Annotated in this window: 17 protein-coding genes and 1 pseudogene; 7 read left to right on the top strand and 11 right to left on the bottom strand. The window is 67.0% G+C overall.

Annotated features, from left to right (window positions below; translation table 11 throughout):
* Window positions 1-90: 90 nt before the first annotated feature.
* Window positions 91-2,244 (top strand): Stk1 family PASTA domain-containing Ser/Thr kinase, encoded by a 2,154-nt coding sequence (locus AC50X6_RS10195; RefSeq protein WP_494966102.1) that lies wholly within the window; start codon window positions 91-93, stop codon window positions 2,242-2,244.
* A 575-nt stretch (window positions 2,245-2,819) separates the two neighbouring features.
* On the opposite strand, the gene AC50X6_RS10190 is transcribed toward AC50X6_RS10195, so the two are convergent.
* Together AC50X6_RS10190 and AC50X6_RS10185 are read right to left on the bottom strand one after the other, a co-directional pair.
* The gene (locus tag AC50X6_RS10190) at window positions 2,820-4,208 is read right to left on the bottom strand and encodes a class II 3-deoxy-7-phosphoheptulonate synthase (protein WP_326969045.1); all 1,389 of its coding nucleotides are present in this window, start codon (window positions 4,206-4,208) and stop codon (window positions 2,820-2,822) included.
* Between the two features lie 156 nt (window positions 4,209-4,364).
* A complete protein-coding gene (locus tag AC50X6_RS10185) occupies window positions 4,365-5,138 on the bottom strand; it encodes a lysophospholipid acyltransferase family protein (RefSeq protein WP_494966101.1) in 774 nt (257 codons plus the stop codon).
* 111 nt (window positions 5,139-5,249) lie between these two features.
* Between AC50X6_RS10185 and AC50X6_RS10180 the strand changes: the two genes are divergently transcribed.
* The 3 genes from AC50X6_RS10180 to AC50X6_RS10170 are packed head-to-tail and all read left to right on the top strand — an operon-like array spanning window position 5,250 to window position 7,514.
* Window positions 5,250-6,089, top strand: a complete 840-nt coding sequence (locus AC50X6_RS10180; protein WP_494966100.1) for an alpha/beta hydrolase — start codon at window positions 5,250-5,252, stop codon at window positions 6,087-6,089.
* A complete protein-coding gene (locus AC50X6_RS10175; RefSeq protein WP_494966099.1) occupies window positions 6,086-6,889 on the top strand; it encodes an alpha/beta hydrolase in 804 nt (267 codons plus the stop codon). The genes AC50X6_RS10180 and AC50X6_RS10175 overlap by 4 nt, the downstream gene beginning before the upstream one ends.
* A complete protein-coding gene (locus AC50X6_RS10170; RefSeq protein WP_494966098.1) occupies window positions 6,882-7,514 on the top strand; it encodes a hypothetical protein in 633 nt (210 codons plus the stop codon). Before AC50X6_RS10175 ends, AC50X6_RS10170 begins: the two co-directional genes overlap by 8 nt.
* A gap of 122 nt (window positions 7,515-7,636) precedes the next feature.
* Here the strand turns inward: AC50X6_RS10170 and AC50X6_RS10165 are convergent, their stop codons facing one another.
* Window positions 7,637-8,728, bottom strand: a complete 1,092-nt coding sequence (locus AC50X6_RS10165; RefSeq protein WP_494966097.1) for an ROK family glucokinase — start codon at window positions 8,726-8,728, stop codon at window positions 7,637-7,639.
* 180 nt (window positions 8,729-8,908) lie between these two features.
* Here AC50X6_RS10165 and AC50X6_RS10160 point away from each other — a divergent pair, with 180 nt between their 5' ends.
* Entirely contained in the window at window positions 8,909-10,729 is a 1,821-nt protein-coding gene (locus AC50X6_RS10160; RefSeq protein ID WP_494966096.1) for an AMP-dependent synthetase/ligase, read from the top strand.
* A gap of 107 nt (window positions 10,730-10,836) precedes the next feature.
* Here AC50X6_RS10160 and AC50X6_RS10155 read toward each other — a convergent pair whose 3' ends face one another.
* On the bottom strand, window positions 10,837-14,232 hold the full coding sequence (locus AC50X6_RS10155; RefSeq protein ID WP_494966095.1) for a pyruvate carboxylase: 3,396 nt from the start codon (window positions 14,230-14,232) through the stop codon (window positions 10,837-10,839).
* A gap of 365 nt (window positions 14,233-14,597) precedes the next feature.
* On the opposite strand from AC50X6_RS10155, the gene AC50X6_RS10150 reads away from it, so the two are divergent.
* On the top strand, window positions 14,598-15,449 hold the full coding sequence (locus AC50X6_RS10150) for a ParA family protein (RefSeq protein ID WP_494966094.1): 852 nt from the start codon (window positions 14,598-14,600) through the stop codon (window positions 15,447-15,449).
* Window positions 15,450-15,581: 132 nt separating this feature from the next.
* Here the strand turns inward: AC50X6_RS10150 and AC50X6_RS10145 are convergent, their stop codons facing one another.
* From AC50X6_RS10145 to gcvH, 5 genes are all read right to left on the bottom strand, one after another.
* On the bottom strand, window positions 15,582-16,175 hold the full coding sequence (locus tag AC50X6_RS10145) for a MerR family transcriptional regulator (protein WP_494966093.1): 594 nt from the start codon (window positions 16,173-16,175) through the stop codon (window positions 15,582-15,584).
* A gap of 261 nt (window positions 16,176-16,436) precedes the next feature.
* Window positions 16,437-16,940 carry a bifunctional nuclease family protein gene (locus AC50X6_RS10140; protein WP_326967635.1) on the bottom strand — a complete coding sequence of 168 codons (504 nt, stop codon included), beginning with the start codon at window positions 16,938-16,940 and terminating at the stop codon, window positions 16,437-16,439.
* Window positions 16,940-17,656 carry a transcriptional regulator FtsR gene (gene ftsR, locus AC50X6_RS10135; RefSeq protein WP_494966092.1) on the bottom strand — a complete coding sequence of 239 codons (717 nt, stop codon included), beginning with the start codon at window positions 17,654-17,656 and terminating at the stop codon, window positions 16,940-16,942. The genes AC50X6_RS10140 and ftsR overlap by 1 nt, the downstream gene beginning before the upstream one ends.
* A 23-nt stretch (window positions 17,657-17,679) precedes the next feature.
* A complete protein-coding gene (locus tag AC50X6_RS10130) occupies window positions 17,680-18,156 on the bottom strand; it encodes an FHA domain-containing protein (protein ID WP_494966091.1) in 477 nt (158 codons plus the stop codon).
* Window positions 18,157-18,297: 141 nt separating this feature from the next.
* Entirely contained in the window at window positions 18,298-18,684 is a 387-nt protein-coding gene (gene gcvH / locus AC50X6_RS10125) for a glycine cleavage system protein GcvH (RefSeq protein WP_326967632.1), read from the bottom strand.
* 192 nt (window positions 18,685-18,876) lie between these two features.
* Between gcvH and AC50X6_RS10120 the strand changes: the two genes are divergently transcribed.
* Complete coding sequence (locus AC50X6_RS10120; RefSeq protein WP_494966090.1) at window positions 18,877-19,746, top strand: Fpg/Nei family DNA glycosylase; 870 nt, start codon at window positions 18,877-18,879, stop codon at window positions 19,744-19,746.
* Window positions 19,747-19,826: 80 nt separating this feature from the next.
* On the opposite strand, the gene AC50X6_RS10115 is transcribed toward AC50X6_RS10120, so the two are convergent.
* Both AC50X6_RS10115 and AC50X6_RS10110 read right to left on the bottom strand, forming a co-directional pair.
* Entirely contained in the window at window positions 19,827-22,592 is a 2,766-nt protein-coding gene (locus AC50X6_RS10115) for a cation-translocating P-type ATPase (RefSeq protein WP_494966089.1), read from the bottom strand.
* Window positions 22,589-22,849, bottom strand: a pseudogene (locus AC50X6_RS10110) (ATP synthase beta subunit C-terminal domain-containing protein); the annotation flags it as partial. The gene AC50X6_RS10115 and the pseudogene AC50X6_RS10110, both read right to left, overlap by 4 nt.
* Between the last annotated feature and the right edge of the window lie 5 nt (window positions 22,850-22,854).

The following is a 22,854-nucleotide window of genomic DNA, read 5'->3' as shown; positions in this document are numbered from 1 at the left end:
CAGTGCGCCTCCGCCGGCCCCGGAGCATAACGATACGGGCCCGGATCGCATGTTGATCCGGGCCCGATTCCGTGCAGCGATTAGGATCGTATGGTGCAGGATTACACGTCGGACCCGCTCGTAGGCACCATCGTGGATGGCCGGTACCTGATTCAGTCCCGGCTGGCCAGCGGCGGGATGTCCACGGTCTATGTGGCCACGGACCAGCGGCTGGAGCGTGATGTGGCGCTGAAGGTGCTGCACCCCCACATGGCCGGCGACCCGCAGTTCCTCGACCGGCTGGGCCGCGAGGCCAAGGCCGCGGCCAGGCTCTCCCACCCGCATGTAGTGGGGGTCCTGGACCAGGGCGAGGACGGCCGGATCGCGTACCTCGTGATGGAATACATCAAAGGCCACACGCTGCGGGACGTCATCAAGGACAAGGGGGCCCTCTCCCCGCGGCTCGCCCTCGCACTGATCGACCCCGTTGTCGAAGGCCTTGGCGCTGCCCACGCCGCCGGCCTCATCCACCGCGACATCAAACCCGAGAACGTGCTGATTGCCGACGACGGCCGGATCAAGGTCGGCGACTTCGGCCTGGCCCGGGCCGTCTCGACGTCGACCAGCACCGGCGCCCTCATCGGCACGGTGGCCTATCTCTCCCCCGAGCTCGTGCTCGGCAAGCAGGCCGATGCCCGCAGCGACATCTATTCGCTCGGAATCATGCTCTACGAGATGATGACCGGCCGGCAGCCGTTCGACGGCGAATTCCCCATCCAGGTGGCCTACCAGCACGTGAACTCGGACGTGGGAGCCCCCTCGGAGCACATACCGGGTCTCGCCGGGGAACTCGATGAGCTGGTGCAGTGGTGCACCGCCAGCGACCCGGACAAGCGTCCGGTCGACGGCAGTGCGCTGCTGACTGAACTGCGGCACATCCGGACCAACCTCAGCGACGCCGAACTCGACCTCCAGCCGCCGGCCGCCCGCCGCAGCACCGTCCCGAGCGTTGTCCCGAGCACTGCCTCGGCCGGCTCCGCTCCAGGCGCCACCGCCGTCGGCGCTCCCGGCCTCGCCGATAGCGGTGGCGCCCGGACCGAGCGGCTCGGCGGCATCCAGCGGCCCACGGAGATCATTTCCCGCGGGAGTAACCCCACCACCGTGATATCGGCCGCGGCGCGGCGCCCTGGCTACGGGCATCTCTCCGCCCCGGAAGAGGCCTCGTTCGGTGCTCCGGACGGGCACGCCGGCGACGGCGAACCGGCCGGCCGCGCGGCTCCCGCCAGCAAACGCGCGCAGCGCAGGCAGGACCGCGACGAGGACAAGGCGCGCCAGCGTGCGGCGGCAACGCCGGTACGCAGCCTGCGCGAGGGAGATCCCCGGCGCCGGGGGCTGCTGTGGATCCTCGTGCTGGTTATTGCTGCCCTGCTGGCAGGCGGCGCCGGCTGGTTCTTCGGCATGGGCCCCGGCTCACCCGGAACGATTCCGGAATTGGCAAACAAGACCGTCGCCGATGCCCAGCAGCAGCTGCGGACCGCCGGCTTCCAGTCCACCACCAAGGACGTCTTCGACGACGATGTCCTGCCCGGCCTGGTGGTCGGCTCGGAGCCCCCGTCCGGCCAGATCATCCGGAAGTTCCAGCCGGTGTCCCTGTCCGTCTCCAAGGGCCCCGAGTTGTTCCCGCTGCCGCAGCTGACCGGAAAGTCCCTGGACCAGGCCAAGACCAGCCTCAACAGTGCCGGGATGGCGCTGGGGCAGATCTCCGAGACCTATGACGAATCGGCAGCCGCCGGCACTGTCCTGGCACAGGCGCCGCGCAGTGGCAATCCTGTCAGGCACGGCACTCCGGTGGACCTCACCGTCTCCAAGGGCCCGCAACCCATCCCGGTGCCTGACGTCCGCGGCCAGGAGCAGGGCGCCGCCGTCAAGGCGCTCGAGGCCGCCGGGCTGAGGGCCGTGATTTCCCCGGAGACTGTCAACGACCGGAAGGTCCCGAAGGGGGCCGTGGTGGCCCAGGACCCCGCGACCGGCAACCTCACCAAGGGCGGGTCCGTGGCCCTGACGATTTCCAAGGGTCCGAAGCTCGTCGATGTGCCCAGTTTCATCGGCAAGCAGGCATCTGAAGCGCGCAAGGCCCTCGAGCAATTGGGCTTCGAGGTGCGTGTGAACAACGTTCTGGGCGGCTTCTTCGGCACCGTCCGGGATCAGAATCCGGTGAGCACCAAGGCCACCGAAGGATCAATCGTTACCCTGACCGTCGTCTAGTGGGCATTTTCGTTAGTTCGTCGGGGGTTTAGACGGAGACTGGACCTTGTCGCGCCGGGGCGGGTGTAACGGGGACATGCCCATTCCTCGCACCCGGGACCGGACACAATGACACTATGTCCATCCGTCGACCCCGGCGCGGGGCATGTCCCCTCGGGCGTGAGGTGGGTCCGGCGCATTAAAGCCGTGCTGCTCCACGGCGCCGGGGAACATGCCCATTCCTCGCACCCGCGACCGGGCACAATGACACTATGTCCACCCGCTGTCCCCGACGCGGGGCATGTCCCTCGGGCGGGTGTACAGACCAAGTGTCCAGCCCCGCGGGACATGCCCATTCTTCGCACCCGCGACCGGGCACAATGACACTATGTCCACCCGCTGGCCCCGGCGCGGGGCATGTCCCTGAGTCCGGCGACCGCGCCCGGACCCCCGACGAACCAACGAAATTGCCCGCTAGCGCCGTCCGGTCGGCAGCTGCCGCCTACGAGAGCTCCGCCCCGGCCTGGAATGCCGGGGCGGAGCCTTGTGTTGCGGAGCCCTGTGCTGCGGGAGCCGTTGATCCCGTGAGCCGGGGCTCAGCGCGTGGAGAGGGCCCCTGCCACCAGGAAAGCCATCTCCAGGGACTGCATGTGGTTCAGACGCGGGTCGCAGACGGATTCGTAGCGGTCCAGGAAGGCTTCCTGGTCCACCGGATCGGCGCCGCCGAGGCATTCAGCTACGTCGTCACCGGTCATCTCCACGTGCAGGCCGCCCGGGACTGTGCCGAGGGCATGATGGACCTCGAAGAAACCGCGCACCTCGTCGATGACGTCGTCGAAATTGCGGGTCTTGTAGCCGTTGGGCGAGGTGACCGTGTTGCCGTGCATGGGGTCTGTGACCCAGAGGACCTGGGCGCCGGAGGCGGTGACGCGTTCCACGATCGGGGGCAGTTTCTCACGGATATTGGTGGCGCCCATCCGGGTGATGAAGGTCAGGCGGCCGGGCTCGCGGTCCGGATCGAGTTTGTCGATCAGGCGCAGGGCATCGTCGCCGCTGGTGGACGGGCCGAGCTTCACACCGATGGGGTTGCGCACGCGGGAAAGGAAGTCGACGTGGGCGTGGTCCAGTTCGCGGGTACGCTCACCGATCCAAAGGAAGTGCGCGGAGGTGTCATAGGGGAAGCCCGTGCGCGAATCAATGCGGGTCAGGGCGCGTTCGTAGTCGAGAAGCAGCGCCTCATGGCTGGCATAGAACTCCACCCGCTTGAGCGCCTCAAAGTCGGCTCCGCAGGAGGCCATGAACTTGATGGCGCGGTCGATGTCCCGCGCCAGCGACTCGTAGCGCGCGTGGGCGGGGTTTTCCGTGAAGCCCTTGTTCCACTGGTGCACGAGGCGCAGGTCCGCGAAGCCGCCCTGGGTGAAGGCCCGGATCAGGTTCAGCGTGGAAGCCGAGGTGTGGTAGGCCTTGAGCATCCGGCCGGCGTCGTGCGCGCGGGATGCGGGAGTGAAGTCGTAGCCGTTGACGATGTCGCCGCGGTAAGCCGGAAGCGTAACGCCCTCGCGGGTCTCGTCGTTGGAGGAACGGGGCTTGGCGAACTGGCCTGCCATCCGGCCCATTTTGATGACCGGCATGGCCGCGCCGTAGGTAAGGACCACTGCCATCTGGAGTATTGTGCGGACCCGGGCGCTGATCTTGTCGGCGGTGGCGGCCTCGAACGTTTCCGCGCAGTCGCCGCCCTGGAGCAGGAACGCCTTGCCCTGCGCCGCGGCCGCGAGCCGTTCGCGAAGGATGTCCACTTCGCCGGCGAAGACGAGCGGCGGCAGGACGGAAAGCTCCTTGACCGAGGCGTCGAAGACGCCCTTATCCGACCACGTCGGCTGCTGGGAGGCCGTCAGATCCCGCCAGTGGTCGAGGCCGGGATAGTCGGCGGCACCACTCTGGGCGGTGCTGGTCAGGGCGGAGCCCGACAGCGGTGCACCGTTCAGGGTGGAACCGTTCAGGGTGGAACTGTTCAGGGTGGAACTTTTCAGGGGGAAGGCCGAAGGCGCAGATAGCTCAGTCACCCTATAAGGATAGTTGCACGGCACCGATCAGCGGAGCCGGTCCGTCATTGACAGTGCCCACACCGTCACACGGATTTTTCACACACTTCCGGGCGCCGCCGGACCGCCTGCGGCGGCGCCGTCGTCGGGCTGCTCCGTTGCCCTCCCGGCAAGCGGTTTCTCCGCGAGCGCCTTGCCCGCAAGCCGGAGCTTGACCACCGCGGCGTACTCGTCGACGTATTCCTGGCCGGATAGCCGCATCAGCTCGTACATGATCTCGTCGGTCACGGAACGCTGGATCAGCCGGTCATCCTCCATGCCGTAGTACCGGCTAAAGTCGAGTGGTTCGCCGAAGATCATCCCGATGCGCCGGATATTGGGCATCCGCTTGCCGATCGGCTGGACCTTGTCGGTGCCGATCATAGCCACCGGAATGACCGGCACACGGGCCTGCAGGACAAGCCTGGCCACGCCCACCTTACCGCGGTACAGCCGGGCGTCCGGGCTGCGGGTACCCTCGGGGTAGATGCCCAGCAGCGAGCCGTTCCTGAGCACGTCCATGCCGGCGTCGAGGGACAGCGCAGAGGCGGCTCCCCCGGACCTGTCCATCGGCAGCTGGTTCGTCAGCCGGAAGAAGGCGGCGGTCAGCTTGCCCTTAATGCCCGTGCCGGTGAAGTATTCCGATTTCGCCAGGAACACCACGGGACGGGGCACCATAAGGGGCATAAAAATGGAATCCGAGAAAGAAAGATGGTTCGAGGCGATGATGGCGGCGCCCTCGGCGGGCACATTGTCCAGACCCTTGACCCAGGGCCGGAACAACGTCTTGAGCACCGGGCCCAGAACGAACGTCTTCATGAACCAATAAAACACGTGGTGTACCCCTCCGGAAAGCGTCTGGCCGGCCCTCCGTCGGGTCCCGCCAGGACTTCATTGACACCCTACTCTAGTGAGTTTTGTCCCGAACAGTGACACGATGGGCACATGACCGGAAGCAGCACTCCCCTGGCGCCCGCGGCGTTCAGTTACCCCGGCCACGGCGGCAACGCGGGCGTCGGCGTAGCAATCTGTCACGGTTTCACCGGCAGCCCCCTCAGCGTCCTTCCCTGGGCAGAGCATCTTGCCGCCCAGGGCTTCGCCGTGTCCGTCCCGCTGCTGCCGGGCCACGGCACCGACTGGCATGACCTGGCCCGCCACGGCTGGCAGGACTGGTATAACGCCTTCGAGGCCGCGTACCTCGAGCTGGCCGCCGGAACCCGGGACTGCTTCGTCGCCGGCCTGTCGATGGGCGGAGCCATAGCCCTGCGCACGGCCGCCCGCCAGCGGGTCGCCGGTGTCGCCGTGGTCAATCCGGGGCTGAGCTTCTACGACCGCCGGGTCCGGGTCATCGGACTGCTTAAGTACCTCCAGCGGACCACTGCTCCGGCCCAGGAACCGAACCCGACGGCGTTGGCCACCCAGGACGGCGACTACGCCCGGACGCCGCTGGAGTCCGTCCACCAGCTCAGCCGGCTGTTCAAGGTAACCATCCGGGAACTGCCCGCGGTCAAGGCCCCGGCCCTCGTCTTCAAATCCGACTCCGATACGGTGGTCCCGCCGACTTCCCTTGAACTGCTTCGGAAGCGGCTCGGGTCACGGGAGTTCGACGTCGTCCGGCTGCCGGACAGCGGTCATGTGGCCACGCTCGACGTCGATGCGCCCCTGATTTTCGGGGAATCCACACGCTTCTTCCTGCAGCACGCGGCGACCGAGCCGCCGTCCCTTTCGTCTGCCGCTCCCTCGTCCGCCACACTGCCGCTTTCCCGAGCCACGGAGACCCCATGAGCATCCCCTTGGACCATTCCCCGTTCAGCAGCCCGTTCAACGGAACCGGCCCCAGGACCGGTGTTGTGGTGTCCCATGGCTTCACCGGCAGCCCGCATGGTGTCCGGGACTGGGCAATGTCCCTGGCCGGAGCGGGCTACGCGGTGCAGATGCCGTTGCTGCCGGGCCACGGGACCAGCTGGCAGGAACTGTCCCGAACCCGCTGGCCGGACTGGCATGCCGCCCTCGACGCCGCCTATCTGGAACTCGCCGAAGACTGCGAACACGTCTTCGTAGCCGGGCTGTCGATGGGCGGGGCGCTGGCCCTGCGGCTTGCCGCCACCCGGCCCGTCGCCGGAGCCGTGCTGGTGAACCCGGGACTCGTCGTCGACGACCCTCGCGCCCCGCTCGCCGGCATCCTCAAATTCGTCCTCAAGAGCACTCCTGCCATCGCCAACGACATTCTCAAGGCCGGAGCGGACGAAGGTGCCTATCCCCGGACCCCGGTCGGCGCCGCCCATGAGCTGAACAAAATGTTCAAGGACACCCTGCGGCTGTTGCCCCGGGTCACGGCCCCCGTCCGGGTTTACCGCTCCGCGGTGGACCATGTGGTCTCCGACTCGAGCATGACGGCGCTGCGGCGCGGGCTGACGAACGCCCCGCTTGAGGTGATTCGGCTGGAAAACAGCTACCACGTGGCTACCATGGACAACGACGCGCCCGGGATCTTCCGCGGCACCGCCGAGTTCATCCGGTCAGCAGTTGCCGGACGCACGCCAGACGCCGCCCACGCTAGCCAAAAGGACACGGCAGATGACTAGACCGGATCCCAGCTCCCCTGACCCCGATTCGTCGGACTCCGATCCATCGGACACCCCGTCCAACCAGGCCAATGCTGTCTGGCTGGATCTTGTTGCGCGGCTGGAAGGCAAAGATCCGGCCGGCGTCTCCGGGTTCCCTGAGGGTGCCGGGGGCACCGGGGGCACCGACGGTGCTGCAGCGGCCAGGCCTTTTAGCGATTTCGATCCTCTGGGGCTCTCCGTCGCCGCTCCCATAGAGCTCTCCGCCCGGGAACGGCTCGGCGGGACACCGGACACGGCCAACGGGGCAGACGGCGGGGCCACGGACGGGGCCGGGGACAGCGCCCGCCCGGGGTATCCGGCGGGCCCCCGGGATTATGAGGCAGACGGCGACGACCCCTTGGCCCCGGACAGCTTCGTGCCGGAGGAACCGCCCAGCCTCGCCGGCGCCGACCCGATGACCGTGCTGGCCTGGCTCGGCGCGGTGGGCGGCCCGATCGCGCTCATCCTCTCCACGATGTTCTGGCGCTCCGCACCCCTGCTGGCGATCCTGGGCCTAGTGGCCGCCTTTGCGGCCTCGGTGGTCTTTTTGATCATGAAACTTCCGGGCGAGAAAGACGACCAGGACGACGGCGCCCGCGTCTAGGCGCTGCACCGGCAGGCTTCCTCCACCGGCAGGCTTGCTGCACCCGCTGGCCCCGGCGCGGGGCATGTCCCTGCGCCCGGCCACGCGCCCGGACCCTCGACGAACCAACGAAAAAAAGCCCATTAGCTGCGCATGCGCCTGCTGACCCGGGACAGGTCAGCGGCGCCGATCAGGCCGGCGTCGGGGCCGAGGGCTGCCAGTTCGATCTGCGCCGCAGGCCGGAATCCGCGCCCGGTCAGGTTCCTGCCGAAAGCTTTCCGCGCCGGTGCGACCAGCAGTTCACCGGCGTCGCACAAACCGCCGCCGATCACGAAGGTGCCCGGATCCAGCGCGGCCGCAAGATTGGCGAGACCCAGGCCCAGCCATTCGCCGACCTCCTCGATCAACTCACGTGAGGTGGCATCCCCGGCCCCGGCCAGCCCGGTGACGACCGCGCCGGTGATGCGGTCCATTTGGCCGTCCACTGCCCTGAGCAGTTCCTGCGCCACCGGGGAGTTGGCGGCGGCCAGTTCGCGCGCCTCCCGGCCGAGGGCATTGCCGGAGGCGTACTGTTCCCAGCAGCCCCGGTTGCCGCATTCACAGCGGTGGCCGCCGGGCATGATGATCTGGTGGCCAAATTCCCCCGCCACCCCGTAGCGGCCGCGCTCGAGCCGCCCGTCCATCACCATGGCGCCGCCAATGCCGGTACCCAGGGTGATGCAGACCAGCCGGCTCTCGCCCCGGCCGGCACCGAAGCGCCATTCCGCCCAGCCGGCGGCGTCGGCGTCGTTGGTCAGGAGTACAGGGCGGTGCAGCAGCCGCTGCAGGTTGTCCCGCAGCGGTTCATTGCGCCAGGCCAGGTGCGGGCTGAACAGCACGGTACCGCCGTCGAGATCCATCCAGCCGGCAGCACCGATCCCGACGGACCAGATCCGGTGGCCTTCGCCCAATTCCTCGACGAGTTCCACGATGACCTGTTCGACCGCCCGCGGGTCGTTGCCCGGGGTGGAGCGCCTGGCCTGGCTGAGGATCCGGCCCTCCGCGTCCACCACACCGGCTGCCACCTTGGTACCGCCGATATCGACGCCGATTGCCAGGCCCTTGCGGCCCAGCCTCAGATGCTCACGGAAACCCTGCCCCGGAACTCCGCCGCCCGCACCCGCGAAGTCCCTGCGGCGCCAGGTGGCCGTCCTGCGGTCCGGGCCGGGCTGCTGTCCGGGTGTGGGTGTGTGCATGGTTCCCCAAGTCTATTGGCCAGGCGATTCCGCGCCGGCGTCAGCCGCCCCGAGTGGCGCGCCGGTACCCGGAGCCGTAAAGTTACTCGCCAGTAAGTGTTGTGGAACACATTCAACTCAGGGCCACGCACTAGTGTTAGCTGAACCCCTTGCGGGTCAATGGATATCAAAGGAGCTATCGTGCGAGAAATCAGTGTCCCGCCCCTGGTCAACGTCCCACCGGAATCAAATGTCACGGCCCTGGTATTGCGCCAGGCCGCGAAGGCTACCAACCCTGCCCTGTTCTCGCGCCTCGACGCTGCCGGCGAGTGGCAGGATGTCCGGGCCACCGACTTCCTGGCCGATGTTTCGCTGCTCGCCAAGGGGCTGATGGCCAGCGGTGTGGCCGCCGGCGACAGGGTGGGCATTATGTCCCGCACCCGGTACGAGTGGGCGCTGATTGACTTCGCGATCTGGTTCGCCGGCGCCGTCTCTGTTCCCATCTATGAGACGTCCTCACCCTCCCAGGTCGCCTGGAACCTCGGCGATTCCGGCGCGGTGGCCGCCTTCGGTGAGTCCGCCCACCATGAGGACATCATCCGGCAGGCCGCGGCGTCCGAGGGCCTGACCGCCCTCGCGAACGTCTGGCAGCTCTCAGGAACCGGCCTGGATGAGGTCAGGGCCGCCGGTGCCACGGTCAGCAACGAAGAACTCGAGGCGCGCCGCAGCCAGGCGTCCCTCAAGGACATCGCCACGATCATCTACACCTCCGGCACCACCGGACGGCCCAAGGGCTGCGAACTGACCCACGGCAACTTCGTGGAGCTCTCGGAGAACGCGCTGGCCACCTCGCTGAACGGAATCGTGCACGAGAATGCCAGGACCATCATGTTCCTGCCCCTCGCCCACGTCTTTGCGCGCTACATCTCGGTTCTGGCCGTGGCCGCCGGCGTCACGGTCGCGCACACGCCGGACATCAAGAACCTGCTGCCGGACCTGCAGAGCTACAAGCCCACGTTTATCCTTGCCGTGCCGCGCGTTTTCGAAAAGGTCTACAACTCGGCGCTCACCAAGGCCGAGGACGGCGGCAAGGGCGCAATCTTCCACCGCGCCGCGGACACCGCCATCGAGTTCTCCCGCGCCCGGCAGGCCGGCAAGGTCGGCGTGGGCCTGAGGCTCAAGCACACCCTGTTCGACAAGTTGGTCTATGGCAAGCTCCGGGACGCCATGGGCGGCCATGTCGCGCACGCGGTATCCGGCGGCGGCCCGCTGGGCGAACGGTTGGGCCATTTCTTCCAGGGCATCGGCATGCAGATCCTGGAGGGCTACGGGCTGACCGAAACCACGGCTCCGATCACGGTGAATACACCGGAACGGATCAGGATCGGAACGGTCGGCAAGCCGCTTCCCGGCAATGCCGTGAAGATTGCCGACGACGGCGAAATCCTCGCCAAGGGCGTCTGCGTCATGCGCGGCTACTACAAGCGCGACGACCTCTCCGCCGAGGCCTTCCAGGATGGCTGGCTGCGCACCGGCGACATCGGGCAGCTCGATGAACAGGGCTTCCTGACCATCACCGGCCGCAAGAAGGAAATTATTGTCACGGCCGGCGGCAAGAACGTTGTACCGGCGCTGCTCGAGGACCAGATTCGCGCCGACGCGCTCGTCTCGCAGGTGCTGGTGGTCGGTGACAACCGCCCGTTCATCGGCGCTCTGGTCACCCTCGACGAGGAGGCCCTCCCGGGCTGGCTCCACCGCCACAGCCTTCCGGCCTCCACAACCCTCGCCGAAGCGACCGGGAATCCGGTGGTCAGGGCCGCGGTCCAGGACCTCATCAACCACGCCAACCAGTCGGTCTCCCAGGCGGAGGCGATCAAGTCGTTCCGGATCGTGCCGGCGGACTTCACCGAAGCCTCCGGCCACCTCACGCCGTCGATGAAGGTCAAACGCTCCCAGGTCATGAAGGACTTCGAGAACGTGATCGAGGAGATGTACGGCACCCCGCGCGCCGTCCAGCATTAGCCGTCGCCCCCACAGCAACGCGGGCAGTCACATACGGCCCATCGGGGACCCCCTGATGGGCCGTATGTGACTGTGAGGATCCCCGCGTTGCTTTTGCTGCGCTGCCGCTACTCGACGACCAGCAGCAAATCCCCGCCCTGGACCTGTTCGATGGCGCCCACGGCGAGCCGCGAGACGGTGCCCGCGACCGGCGTCGTGATGGAGGCTTCCATCTTCATAGCCTCGATGGTCGCAACTGTGTCACCGGCTTTGACGGTGTCCCCGGCCTTGACTGTCAGGGTGACGGCGCCGGCAAACGGTGCGGCCACCTGGCCGGGCTGGGAGGCATCGGCGCGTTCGGCCGCCTTGACGTTGCTGACCACGGCGCGGTCGCGGACCACCACCGGGCGCGACTGGCCGTTGAGCGTGCACATCACGGTGCGCATGCCCTTCTCGTCCGGCTCGGAGACGGCTTCGAGCGAAGCGATCAGGCGGACGCCCTTCTCCAGCTCGATCTCGTGCTCCGCGCCGCGCTGCAGGCCGTAGAGGTAGTCGCGGGTGTCCAGCACCGAGAGGTTGCCGTAGGACTCCACAGTCTTCAGGTAGTCCTTGGTGGGACCGGGGAAGAGCAGCCGGTTGAGGGTCTGCTGCCGGGTCTTGGAGTCGGACCGGAGCGCTGCGCTGTCCTCGGCGCTGAGGTCGACGTCGCGGACCTTGACAGTCCGGCCCTGCAGGGCCTTGGTCCGGAACGGTTCCGGCCAGCCGCCGGGAGGATCGCCGAGTTCGCCGGACAGGAAGCCGATCACGGAATCCGGGATGTCGTACTTCTCCGGGTTGTCGTTGAAGTCGGCCGGGTCGGCATTGAGTCCAACAAGGTGCAGGGCCAGGTCTCCCACCACCTTGGAGGACGGCGTGACCTTCACCAGCCGGCCCAGGATGCGGTCCGCCGCGGCGTACATGTCCTCGATGGCCTCGAACCGCTCGCCGAGGCCCAGTGCGATCGCCTGCTGGCGCAGGTTGGAGAGCTGGCCGCCAGGGATCTCGTGCTGGTAGACCCGGCCGGTGGGGCCCGGCAGGCCGGACTCGAAGGGTGCATAGACCCGCCGCACGGCCTCCCAGTACGGTTCCAGCGCGCAGACGTTCGCGAGGCTCAGCCCGGTGTCGCGCGGGGTGTGGGCCAGCGCGGCCACGAGCGCCGAGGCCGAGGGCTGGCTGGTGGTGCCCGCCAGCGACGCGGACGCCACGTCCACGGCGTCCACGCCGGCGTCCACGGCTGCCAGCAGCGTCGCCAGCTGGCCCCCTGCTGTGTCATGGGTGTGCAGGTGGACCGGAAGGTCGAACCGCTCACGCAGGGCCGTCACGAGGCGGGCAGCGGCGGCGGGGCGCAGCAGCCCGGCCATGTCCTTGATCGCCAGGATGTGCGCCCCGGCATCGACGATCTTCTGCGCCAGCTCCAGATAATAGTCCAGGGTGTACAGCTTTTCGTCCGGATCCGTCATATCCGCCGTATAGCACAGGGCCACCTCGGCGACGGCGGTGCCGGTCTCGCGGACGGCGCGGATGGCCGGGGCCATCTGGTTGACGTCGTTGAGGGCATCGAAGATGCGGAAGATGTCGATGCCGGTGGCGGCGGCCTCGTTGACAAATGCCACCGTGACCTCTTCGGGGTACGGCGTGTAGCCCACGGTGTTGCGGCCGCGCAGGAGCATCTGCAGGCAGACATTCGGCAGCGCCTTGCGCAGCGCCGCAAGCCGGTCCCAGGGATCTTCACCGAGGAAGCGCAGGGCAACGTCGTAGGTGGCGCCGCCCCAGGCCTCGACGGAGAGCAACTGCGGGAGCAGCCCGGACACGGCCGGGCCGGCCGCGACGAGGTCGCGGGTGCGGACGCGGGTGGCCAGCAGCGACTGGTGGGCGTCGCGGAAGGTGGTGTCCGTGACCGCGACGGCGTTCTGCTCGCGCAGCGCCGTCGCGAAGCCTTCCGGGCCCAGCTCCAGCAGCCGCTGGCGGGAACCCGGCCCGGGCGCGGCGTCGCCCACGGCCGGAAGCTTGGCGGCAGGGTCGCTGTGTACTGTGAGCTCGCCGTTGGGCTTGTTGACGGTGACCTCGGCGAGCCAGGTCAGCAGCTTGGTGCCGCGGTCGGCCGAGACACGCGCCTTGAGGAGTTCGGGGCGTTCGTCGATGAAGGAGGTGGCCACGTTGCCGGCGACGAAGTCGGCATCGTCCAGTACAGCCTGGAGGAAGGAGATGTTGGTCGACACGCCGCGGATGCGGAACTCGGCGAGGGCGCGGCGGGCGCGGGCCACGGCGGCCGGGTAGTCGCGGCCGCGGCAGGTCAGCTTGACCAGCATCGAGTCGAAGTGCGGGCTGATCTCGGCACCCGAATAGACGGTGCCGCCGTCGAGCCGGACGCCGGCGCCGCCGGCGGAACGGTAGCCGGTGATCTTGCCGACGTCGGGCCGGAAACCGTTGGCCGGGTCCTCGGAGGTGATGCGGCACTGCAGGGCAGCACCCTTAAGCTGGACGGTCTCCTGCGAGAGGCCCAGGTCCGCGAGGGTCTCGCCGGCGGCGATGCGCAGCTGAGCCTGGACGAGGTCGACGTCGGTGACTTCTTCGGTCACGGTGTGTTCGACCTGGATGCGGGGGTTCATTTCGATGAAGACGTGCTGGCCGGCGCGCTCCCCCACGGTGTCGACGAGGAACTCCACGGTGCCGGCATTGACATAATTCAGTGCCTTGGCGAACTTCACGGCGTCGCGGTATAACGCCTGGCGGATACCTTCGTCAAGGTTCGGGGCCGGGGCAATCTCGATGACCTTCTGGTGGCGGCGCTGGATGGAACAGTCGCGCTCGAAGAGGTGCATCACGTTGCCCTCGGCATCGGCCAGGATCTGGACCTCGATGTGGCGGGGGCGCAGCACTGCCTGCTCCAGGAACATGGTGGGGTCACCGAAGGCGGCGTCGGCTTCGCGCATGGCTGCCTGCAGGGCCTCGGGCAGCGCCTCGCGGGTGTCAACCCGGCGCATGCCGCGCCCGCCGCCGCCGGCGACGGCCTTGGCGAAGATGGGAAAGCCGATCCGGTCCGCGGCGGCGATGAGCTCATCCACGTCTTTCGACGGCTGGCTGGAATTGAGTACGGGGACGCCGGCCTTGCGGGCTGCCGCGAGGGCGGCGACCTTGTTACCGGCCAGTTCCAGAACCTCGGCGGGAGGACCCACGAAGGTGATGCCGGCTTCGGCGGCGGCCCGGGCCAGACGGGGGTTCTCGGAGAGGAAGCCGTAGCCGGGGTAGATGGCGTCGGCCCCGGATTCCTTGGCGACCCGCACCACCTCGTCGACGTCGAGATAGGCCCGGACGGGGTGCCCCTCGTCACCGATCAGATACGCCTCATCGGCCTTCTGGCGGTGGATCGAATTGCGGTCCTCGTTCGGGAACACGGCTACAGTCTTGGCGCCAAGCTCGTACCCGGCGCGGAAGGCACGGATCGCGATTTCACCGCGGTTGGCCACCAGAATCTTCGAAAACATGCTTCTCCTGCATCTTTGCGGGCGTATCGGTAAGTGCTCACAGTGTCTAAGACCGGCGTGGGCAAATACAAATCATTGTGGCCACGGTCACAGCACTGCGCGTCACGTATGCGACCGCTGGCCGGGTCGCGGCACAACACGGGCCAGCGTAGCGGTGCGGGGCGTGGTGCGGGCGGTGGGCGCGGGTGGCCGGTGGCCGGCGAAGAGTGGGCATGATCTGCCGCCCCGGGCCCGATGAGGCAGGTTTCGGCGGAGCGTCAACATATGATGAGGGGGTGGGTGGCGCATGCACGCCCCGGCTCCGGAGAACGCAGGAGCCGGCAGGACCCCGTCCCGGCAACCGGCGTTAGGTATTGGTTTTTCAAGTGCAAGTAGTCAGCATCAGCAGCCTCAAAGGCGGCGTCGGCAAGACATCGGTGACCACAGGACTGGCGTCTGCGGCATTGACCGCCGGCATTCCCACCCTCGTCGTCGACCTTGACCCGCACGCGGATGCGAGCACGGCCCTCGGGGTCCGGCCGGGCGAGCATCTCGATATCGGCCGGATGCTCAAGGCTCCCCGTCGTGCCCGCCTCGCAGACAACGTCGTTCCCAGCGGCTGGGTGGAACGCGCCGGCGCCAACGGCAAGGCACCCGGCGGCCAGGCAGCAGCCATCCTGGATGTGGCAGTCGGCTCCGCCTACACCGGCATCTACGACCGCCCGGACCTCAGCCGCCGCGATCTGCGCCGCCTCTCCGCGGTGCTTGCCGGCGCGGAGAAATATGAGCTGGTCCTTATAGACTGCCCGCCCTCGCTCAACGGGCTCACCCGGATGGCCTGGTCAGCGAGCGACAAAGTGATCCTCGTCGCCGAGCCCGGGCTCTTCTCCGTCGCAGGCACGGAACGCACGCTGCGTGCGATCCAGCTCTTCCGTGGCGAATTCGCCCCGAACCTCTCCCCCGCGGGCATTATCGCCAACCGGGTGCGCAGCGGCTCCGCCGAACACACCTTCCGGCTCGCCGAAATGCAGTCCATGTTCGGCGAACTGCTGCTCGCACCGCACATTCCCGAGCAGGCCAACTGGCAGCAGATCCAGGGCGCCGCCCATTCAATCCACCAATGGCCGGGCGACTCCGCCAGGAACGCTGCGGCCTTGTTCGACTCGCTGCTCGCGAACCTGCTGGCTGCCGAGGGCACGCAGCCCGCCGGCGCAGTCCGGGACCGCGGCAGGCGCTAGCAAACCTCCCAGCCTCACGCCGGGGACTCCGCCGAACGAAGACAACGCGGGGTCACTTAGTGCCCATCCAGCACATCATGATGGGCGCTAAGTGACCCCGCGTTGTATTTTGAGGGACGGTGAGGTGGGAGCCTAGCCGATCTTGCGGGCCTCCCGGCGTTTACTGAGTTCGTCGCCAGGGAACGACTGGTCCCGTACATGCTCGCTGGGAAGTGCCGCGAGGCTGCCCTCCACTTCGCGCCAGACCCGGCCCACCGCGATGCCGAAGACACCCTGTCCGCCCTGGACGAGGTCGATGACCTCGTCGGCAGAGGTGCACTCGTAGACGCTGGCGCCGTCACTCATGAGGGTGATCTGGGCGAGATCCTCGACGCCGCGCTCCCGAAGATGCTCGACGGCGGTGCGGATCTGCTGGAGCGATACGCCCGTGTCCAGCAGCCGCTTGACGACCTTGAGGACCAGGATGTCGCGGAAGCCGTAGAGCCGCTGGGAACCTGAGCCGGCGGCGCCGCGCACGGCGGGCTCCACAAGTCCGGTGCGTGCCCAGTAGTCCAACTGGCGGTAGGTGATCCCGGCTGCCTTGCAGGCGGTGGGTCCGCGATAGCCAGCGTCCTCATCCAGGACGGGGAGATCCTCGGTGAACAGCAGGCCCTGGGCGCCGCTGGCGGGCATGGCCACACCGGCCGTCAAGGGCCTGAGCTCTCCTGCTTCGCCTTCCGGACTCACGTGGATCCTCCTTGTCGTGGCTCCCCTGCGGAAGTTGCAGCAACAGCAGGCTATCTCTAGCGGAACGAACCTTCGGCGGATAAAATTTCAACCGTGTGATTCGGCCGGGCCGCACTTTCCAGTGTGGCCGCAGCGGCTGTCGTATGCAACGGAAACCTTTAACTCCGACGTTAGGCCTGCGGGGGCTCAAGGTCAAAGACGTTCGGGCTATTCGGCAGGCGTGTCGAAACTTTCATCCTCGACTTTAACCTTAACGTGACCTCAGCCGGCGAAATCGTCCGGTTCGACGTCGTCGAGGAACTCCCGGAAGCGCCGCAGCTCGCCTTCTTCATCGACGGCCGGACCGGGGTGGGTATCCTCCCCCTCGTCGTGTTCGGTGATCCTGACGCCCGCCTCGTCCATGACGGCGTCGGCGCACCAGATCCGGCACTTTGCCCGCAGGGCAAGCGCCAGGGCGTCGGAGGCCCGGGAGCTGACGGTGGTGCCGTTCTCGAACTGGAGCTGGCCGTAGAAGATGTTGTCCTCCACCGCCACGATGTTGACGCTGACGATGGTGTGGCCCAGGGATTCGACGACATCAACGAGCAGATCGTGGGTCATCGGGCGGGGCGGGACGACGCCCTGCTGTGCCAGGGCGATGGCGCTGGCCTCCGGGGTGCCGATCCAGATCGGCACATGCCGCTCACCGCGCATCTCCTTGAGCAGGACGAGCGGCTGGTTGGACGGCAGCTCAATCCGCACGCCCACGATCTCCACCTCAATCATCAGATGTCCATCCTCGCGATGCGGTCCTGGACCAGGGCGCGGTGCAATGTGAGGCAGAGGTCACTGATTTCCCGCGCAGCTTCGGCGGCGCGGGCGTGCGAGGCCGCATCCTTGCGTGAGGTCAGAGTGGCCACCGCGCGCTCCACGAGGCCGAATTCCCGCTCGGCAGCGGCCTGGAACGGCCGCAGGTGCCGCGGCTCCAGGCCGTGGCTCTCGAGTTGCACGCAGGCGCGGGCCACCTGGAGGGCATGCTCGTCGAAGGTGCCGTTGACGTGCCCGATCAGGCCGAAGCTCAGCAGCGACTGGAGCAGCGGAACGCTCGCGCCGGACTCGGCCCGGAGCTGCTCCTCGCTGAGCTGGCGCACCCTGTTCTGCAGTTCGGCCGCGAGTTCGGCGGAGACGATCCGCGGGGACACCGTGACGCCGGCAGGCAGGTTGTCGGGGCGATCGCCGCGGTCGATCGCGTCGAGGTAATCCTTGATGACCTTCAGCGGCAGATACTGGTCGCGCTGAAGGGACAGCACAAACCGGAGCCGCTCGACGTCGTTCTCCGCGTACTGCCGGTAACCGGCCGGTGTCCGCTGCGGATTGATGAGCCCCTTTTCTTCAAGGAACCGGATTTTCGACGCCGTCATCGTGGGGAAATCGTCGCTCAACTGAGCCAGGACTTCCCCGATGTTCAGAATCTGGGGTCCGCGCCGTTCCGCATGTGCCATGGCCACAGGCAGCTACCCCGGAATCAGACGTTGCCTGCTGCGCGGGCAGGGCTCAGGTAGAAGGTGAGGCGGAACTTCCCGATCTGCACCTCGTTGCCGGACTTCAGCTCCACGGAGTCGACGCGGTCATGGTTCACGTAGGTTCCGTTCAGGCTTCCGGTGTCCACGACTTCGAAGCTTCGCGCCGTACGACGGAATTCGACGTGCCGGCGCGAGACCGTGACGTCGTCAAGGAAGATGTCGGCGTCCGGGTGCCGGCCCGCCGACGTGACGTCCGAGTCCAGCAGGAAGCGTGCGCCGGTGTTGGGCCCGCTGTGCGCCACCAGCAGGGCGGAGCCATAGGGAAGTGCCTCAACGGCCGCCCGCTCCTCGATGGAGAGCTTCGGCGTGATGGTGGGTTCGTCGCGAACCGGTGTGAGGTTGATCGACGTGGTCTCCGACGCTTTCACTCCACCCGTGCCGTAACCATCACCGGTGTCGTTCCGTTCGTGCCCAAACATTGAGTCCTCCTCATTCGTTGCAGGTATCCCCCCGCAAACAACGCATGCCGTCCGGAAAAGCCTGGCAGATCCGGTCTACAGCCCCCCGGCGGCGTTGTGTGGGTGATGTTCCCAACAACCCGCTCCGAAGGACATGTCCCTTTAGCCTACCTGCTGTCCGTACTCCGCCGCGCTGAGCAGCGAGTCGACCGCGCCGGCCTCTGCAAGCCTGATTTCGAGCAGCCAGCCTTCGCCGTACGGATCGGAATTGATCAGGGCCGAGTCCGTGTCCAGCGCCTCGTTGCGGGCCACCACCTCCCCCGAAACAGGGGCATAAATATCGCTCACACTCTTGGTGGATTCGACCTCGCCGACGACGGCGTTGGCCGTGATCGTGGTGCCCGCTTCGGGCATCTGGGCGTAGACGACGTCCCCGAGGGCGTCCTGGGCGAAGTCTGTGATGCCCACGCGCACCACTCCGTCGGCGTTCGGCGCCGAAACCCACTCGTGTTCTGCGGTGTAGGACAGTTCTTCGGGAATGTTGCTCATGACGGGCCTTTCCTCGGGTCAAACACCAAATGTCGACGGCGGTTTACTGTTCTGTCCGCCGCTGAAAGTATAGGCATATCCTCCCGGGCCCGGGAGGACTCTGCCATGATGGTGCAATGACGGAACCAGCACCGGTAACTTCCCTTGGCGGGACGCCCGGATCCGGTTGGCAGAGCCGGTAGCGGCCAGGTAATGCCCGAGCTTCCGGAAGTGGCGGCCCTGACGGATTTTCTGCGCGGACAGCTGCTTGGAACCGTTGTGACGAAGATCCAGATTGTCTCGTTCGCGGTACTCAAGACGGCGGATCCGCCTTTCTCAGACTTTGAGGGCAGGACCGTGACCGGGGTGCGCCGCTTCGGGAAATTCGTCTGTTTGGAAACCGACGGGCTGTATTTTGTCTTCCACCTGGCGCGGGCCGGCTGGGTACGCTTCACCGACGCGCCCACCGGGACCCCGCTGAAACTGGGCAAGGGTCACATCGCGGCGCGGCTGTCGTTTTCCAGTGGTACCGGCCCGCTCGACTTCGATCTGACGGAGGCCGGAACGAAAAAGAGCCTGGCGGTCTATGTGGTCCGGGACCCGCACGACGTTCCCGGGGTCGCGGTCCTCGGACCGGATCCGTTCAGCCCCGGGTTCGACGTCGATATCCTGGCGCGGATCCTTGGGTCCAGTTCCCAGCAGGTCAAGGGTCTCCTGCGGAGCCAGAGCGTGATTGCCGGCATTGGGAACGCCTACAGCGACGAAATCCTGCACGCGGCAAGGACGTCACCTTTCGCCATCGCCAAATCCCTGGACCGGGACACGGTGGGGCTCCTCTTCGACGCCATCCATGAAATTCTTGGGACAGCCCTGCAAGATGCCCGGGGCAAGGCGCCGCATGAGCTCAAGGACACCAAACGGGGTCACCTGCGGGTCCACGGCCGGACCGGCGAAGCGTGCCCGGTGTGCGGCGACACCATCCGCGAGGTGTCATTTGCTGACACCGCCCTGCAGTACTGCCCGGGCTGCCAGACCAAGGGAAAGATTCTGGCAGACCGCCGGACGTCGCGTTTCCTGAAATAGGCGGGCCTTCGGGCCGCGGCTTCCCCTTGCTGGCGGGAGTTTCCGGGTCGGTGGTGGCACGCCGGTTTAATAGCGACACGTCACGGCCTACCCGGTGTGCGCTGACTCATGCGCACAGCGCGCCGCCTGAGCGCCTTGTCGGCCTCCATAAGTCCGAGGAGACCCAACGCGAGAAGGACGCCGGCCGCCAGCTCGGCAGGGCTGAGCGGCACGGTACCGAAGATGTCCTGGGCGAACGGCAGGTAGACCACGCCGAGCTGCAGGACGAGCGCAACAAGGATCATGCTTACCAGAACCCTGTTGCCGCGCAGCCCTGTCCGCCAGACCGGCTCGACGAACGAGCGGCTGGCAAGGGCCCGGGCGAGTTGGATGAAGGCGAGGCTCGTGAACACGATGGTGGCGAGCAGCGCCTCGGCTTCGGGGGTGATCGAGCCAGCACCGCCGCCTGAGTTGTTCCAGACAGCCCAACCGACTGCAATGAGGGCCACCCCGATCACCGGACCCAGCCAGGCGATCTGGATCCCGATGCCGCGACTGAGGATACTCTCCGTCGGCGAGTAGGGCGGGCGGCGCATCGTGTCGCGCTCGGCCTTCTCGACGCCCATCCCGAGCCCCAGCAGACCATCCGTCAGCAGGTTGGACCACAGGATCATGATCGGGAGCAGATAGAGCGGCAAGCCGAAGAGCGGCGGAATCGCCACGATCAGCACTTTGGCAAAGTTTCCGGAAATCGAAAATCCTACAAAACGGCGCACGTTGTCGTAGACCACGCGCCCCTCCTCAACGGCGGCCACGATAGTGGCGAAGTTGTCATCGAGCAGGACTACCTCGGCGGCCTCTTTGGCGACGTCGGTTCCCGATCCCATGGCCACACCGATGTCCGCTTTTTTGAGCGCTGGCGCGTCATTGACCCCGTCTCCGGTCATGGCCACGACTTCGCCGTTGGCCTGCAGAGCCTCGACAATGCGCAGCTTGTGCTCAGGTGACACGCGCGCGAAGACGGAGGTGATGCGCACTGCGGCGCGCAACGCGTCGCTGTCCATCTGCTCAAGCTCGCGACCCGTCAGGGTGGGGCTGTCCGGTGCGGCCATGCCGAGATCGACGGCGATGGCACGCGCCGTTCGCGGGTGGTCGCCGGTGATCATGATCGGGCGTATTCCTGCAGTCGCGCAGCGCGCGATCGCGTCACGGGCTTCCGAGCGGGGTGGATCGACCATCCCGATCAACCCGAGCAGCACGAGGTCCCGCTCCACCTCCTCGGCCTGCCCGTCGGATGGAACTTCCGTGAGGCCGCGGGCGGCGACGGCAAGAACCCGCAGGCCGTTTTCGGCCATCCGCTCGATCGAGGAGTGGAGACGCCTTCGAGCGGCGTCGTCCAACAGGCGGATACCGCCGTCGTGCACGATCCGGTTGCAGAGGTCCGGTATTCCGTCGCCGGCGCCTTTGACGACGGCGAGCAATGATGCGCCGTCGGCAACCGTCACCAGCATGTCCAGAACGCGCGAACCACCCTGAGGTGTGCAGTGCATCGTCGTCATGCGTTTTCGGGTCGAGTCGAAAGGAACTTCGCCGACGCGTGGCAGCCCCGAGTCGAGATCTTCCTTGCGCAGCGCGAAACGATCCGCCGCGATAACGAGGGCGCCCTCCGTCGGATCGCCGACGGCTTCAGGGTGTCCGGACCGCCGGTCAAGGACCGCGTCGTTGCAAAGGGCTGCCACGGCGAGCAGAACGTGAGCGTCATCGTTCAGTTCGGGGGTTTTGCCCGCGGCCAGGTCGAAGCTCCCGTGCGGTGTCTCAAGCACCGTCACCGTCATCCGGTTCTCGGTCAACGTGCCGGTCTTGTCCGAGCAGATGACGGTGACCGAGCCGAGTGTCTCTACCGCGGCGAGCCGCCGCACCAACGCCCGGCGCACGAGCATCCGTTGGGCGCCGAGGGCCAGCGTGAAGGTCAGCACGGCAGGAAGCCCTTCCGGGACGATTGCGACGGCGAGCGAGACTGCTGTGAGAAGGATCAGTGATGTCTCCTCCCCGCGGATGAGGCCGCTCAGGAAGACGATGACGGCGATGACGACGGCAACAGCAGCAAGGAGCTTCGCGAGCTTGTCGAGACGCTTCTGCAGCAAGGTCGGTTCCTGCGCAACGTCCTGGATCAAATCGGCGATGCGTCCCAGCTCGGTCGTCATTCCGGTCGCGACGACCACAGCAGAGCCGCGCCCGTAGGTTACCGAGGTGCCGAGAAAGGCCAGATTGGTGCGGTCTCCGAGCGGAATGTCGACGCCGTGAATAGCGTCGACGGTCTTGTCGACCGGTTCGGATTCACCCGTCAGCGCGGCCTCCTGGGTGCGCAGATTCACGCTTTCAACGATACGCACGTCTGCCGGAATCACGGATCCAGTCTCGAGGCGCACGAGATCGCCGGGCACGAGTTCGCGGGCCGACAGCTCGCGGACCTGCCCATTGCGCACCACGCGCACGAGCGGCGCTGCCATCTGTTTCAGTGCGGCAATCGCTTTCTGCGCCCGGTACTCCTGGACGACGCCGAGTACGACGAACAGAACGACGATGGCAAGAATCGCTGTGGCGTCGATAGCCTTTCCCAGCGCCGCTGCCAGGCCGGCGGCCACAACCAGGATCACGATCAGAATCGACGACACCTGCTCCCACAGAATTTTCCAGACCGACCGGCCAGCACGCTCCTCCAGTTCGTTGTAGCCGAACTCGCCCAGGCGCCCGATTGCCACCTGTTCGTCGAGGCCGACCGTCGCATTGGTCCCCAGCTCCGCTGTGACAGCCGTGACTTCGCGGCCGTGCCAGTCTGCCGATGAGTGTTCCGTAACGGTGCTCATGACGTTTTCGCCTGCTCCTCCTGATAGTGGTGGTATCGCTCGAGCAGATCTGGTTTGACCCGCTTGAGCTCGGCGGCGGGGAAACGTGCCAGCAGCTCCCATGCCAGGTCAAGAGTCTCGACGAGTGTGCGTGAGACTCCGGACTGGCCGACAAAGCGCTGCTCGAAGTCTTCGGCGAACGCCAGAAAACGCCGGTCCTCAACCGACAGGGCCGCCTCGCCGACGATCGAGGAGAGCTGGCGCAGTTCGCGCCCCCTCGCGA

The organism is Pseudarthrobacter sp. HLT1-7, assembly GCF_059383435.1.
Note: the sequence above shows the minus strand (reverse complement) of the source record. Positions and strands in the feature narration are given on the sequence as shown.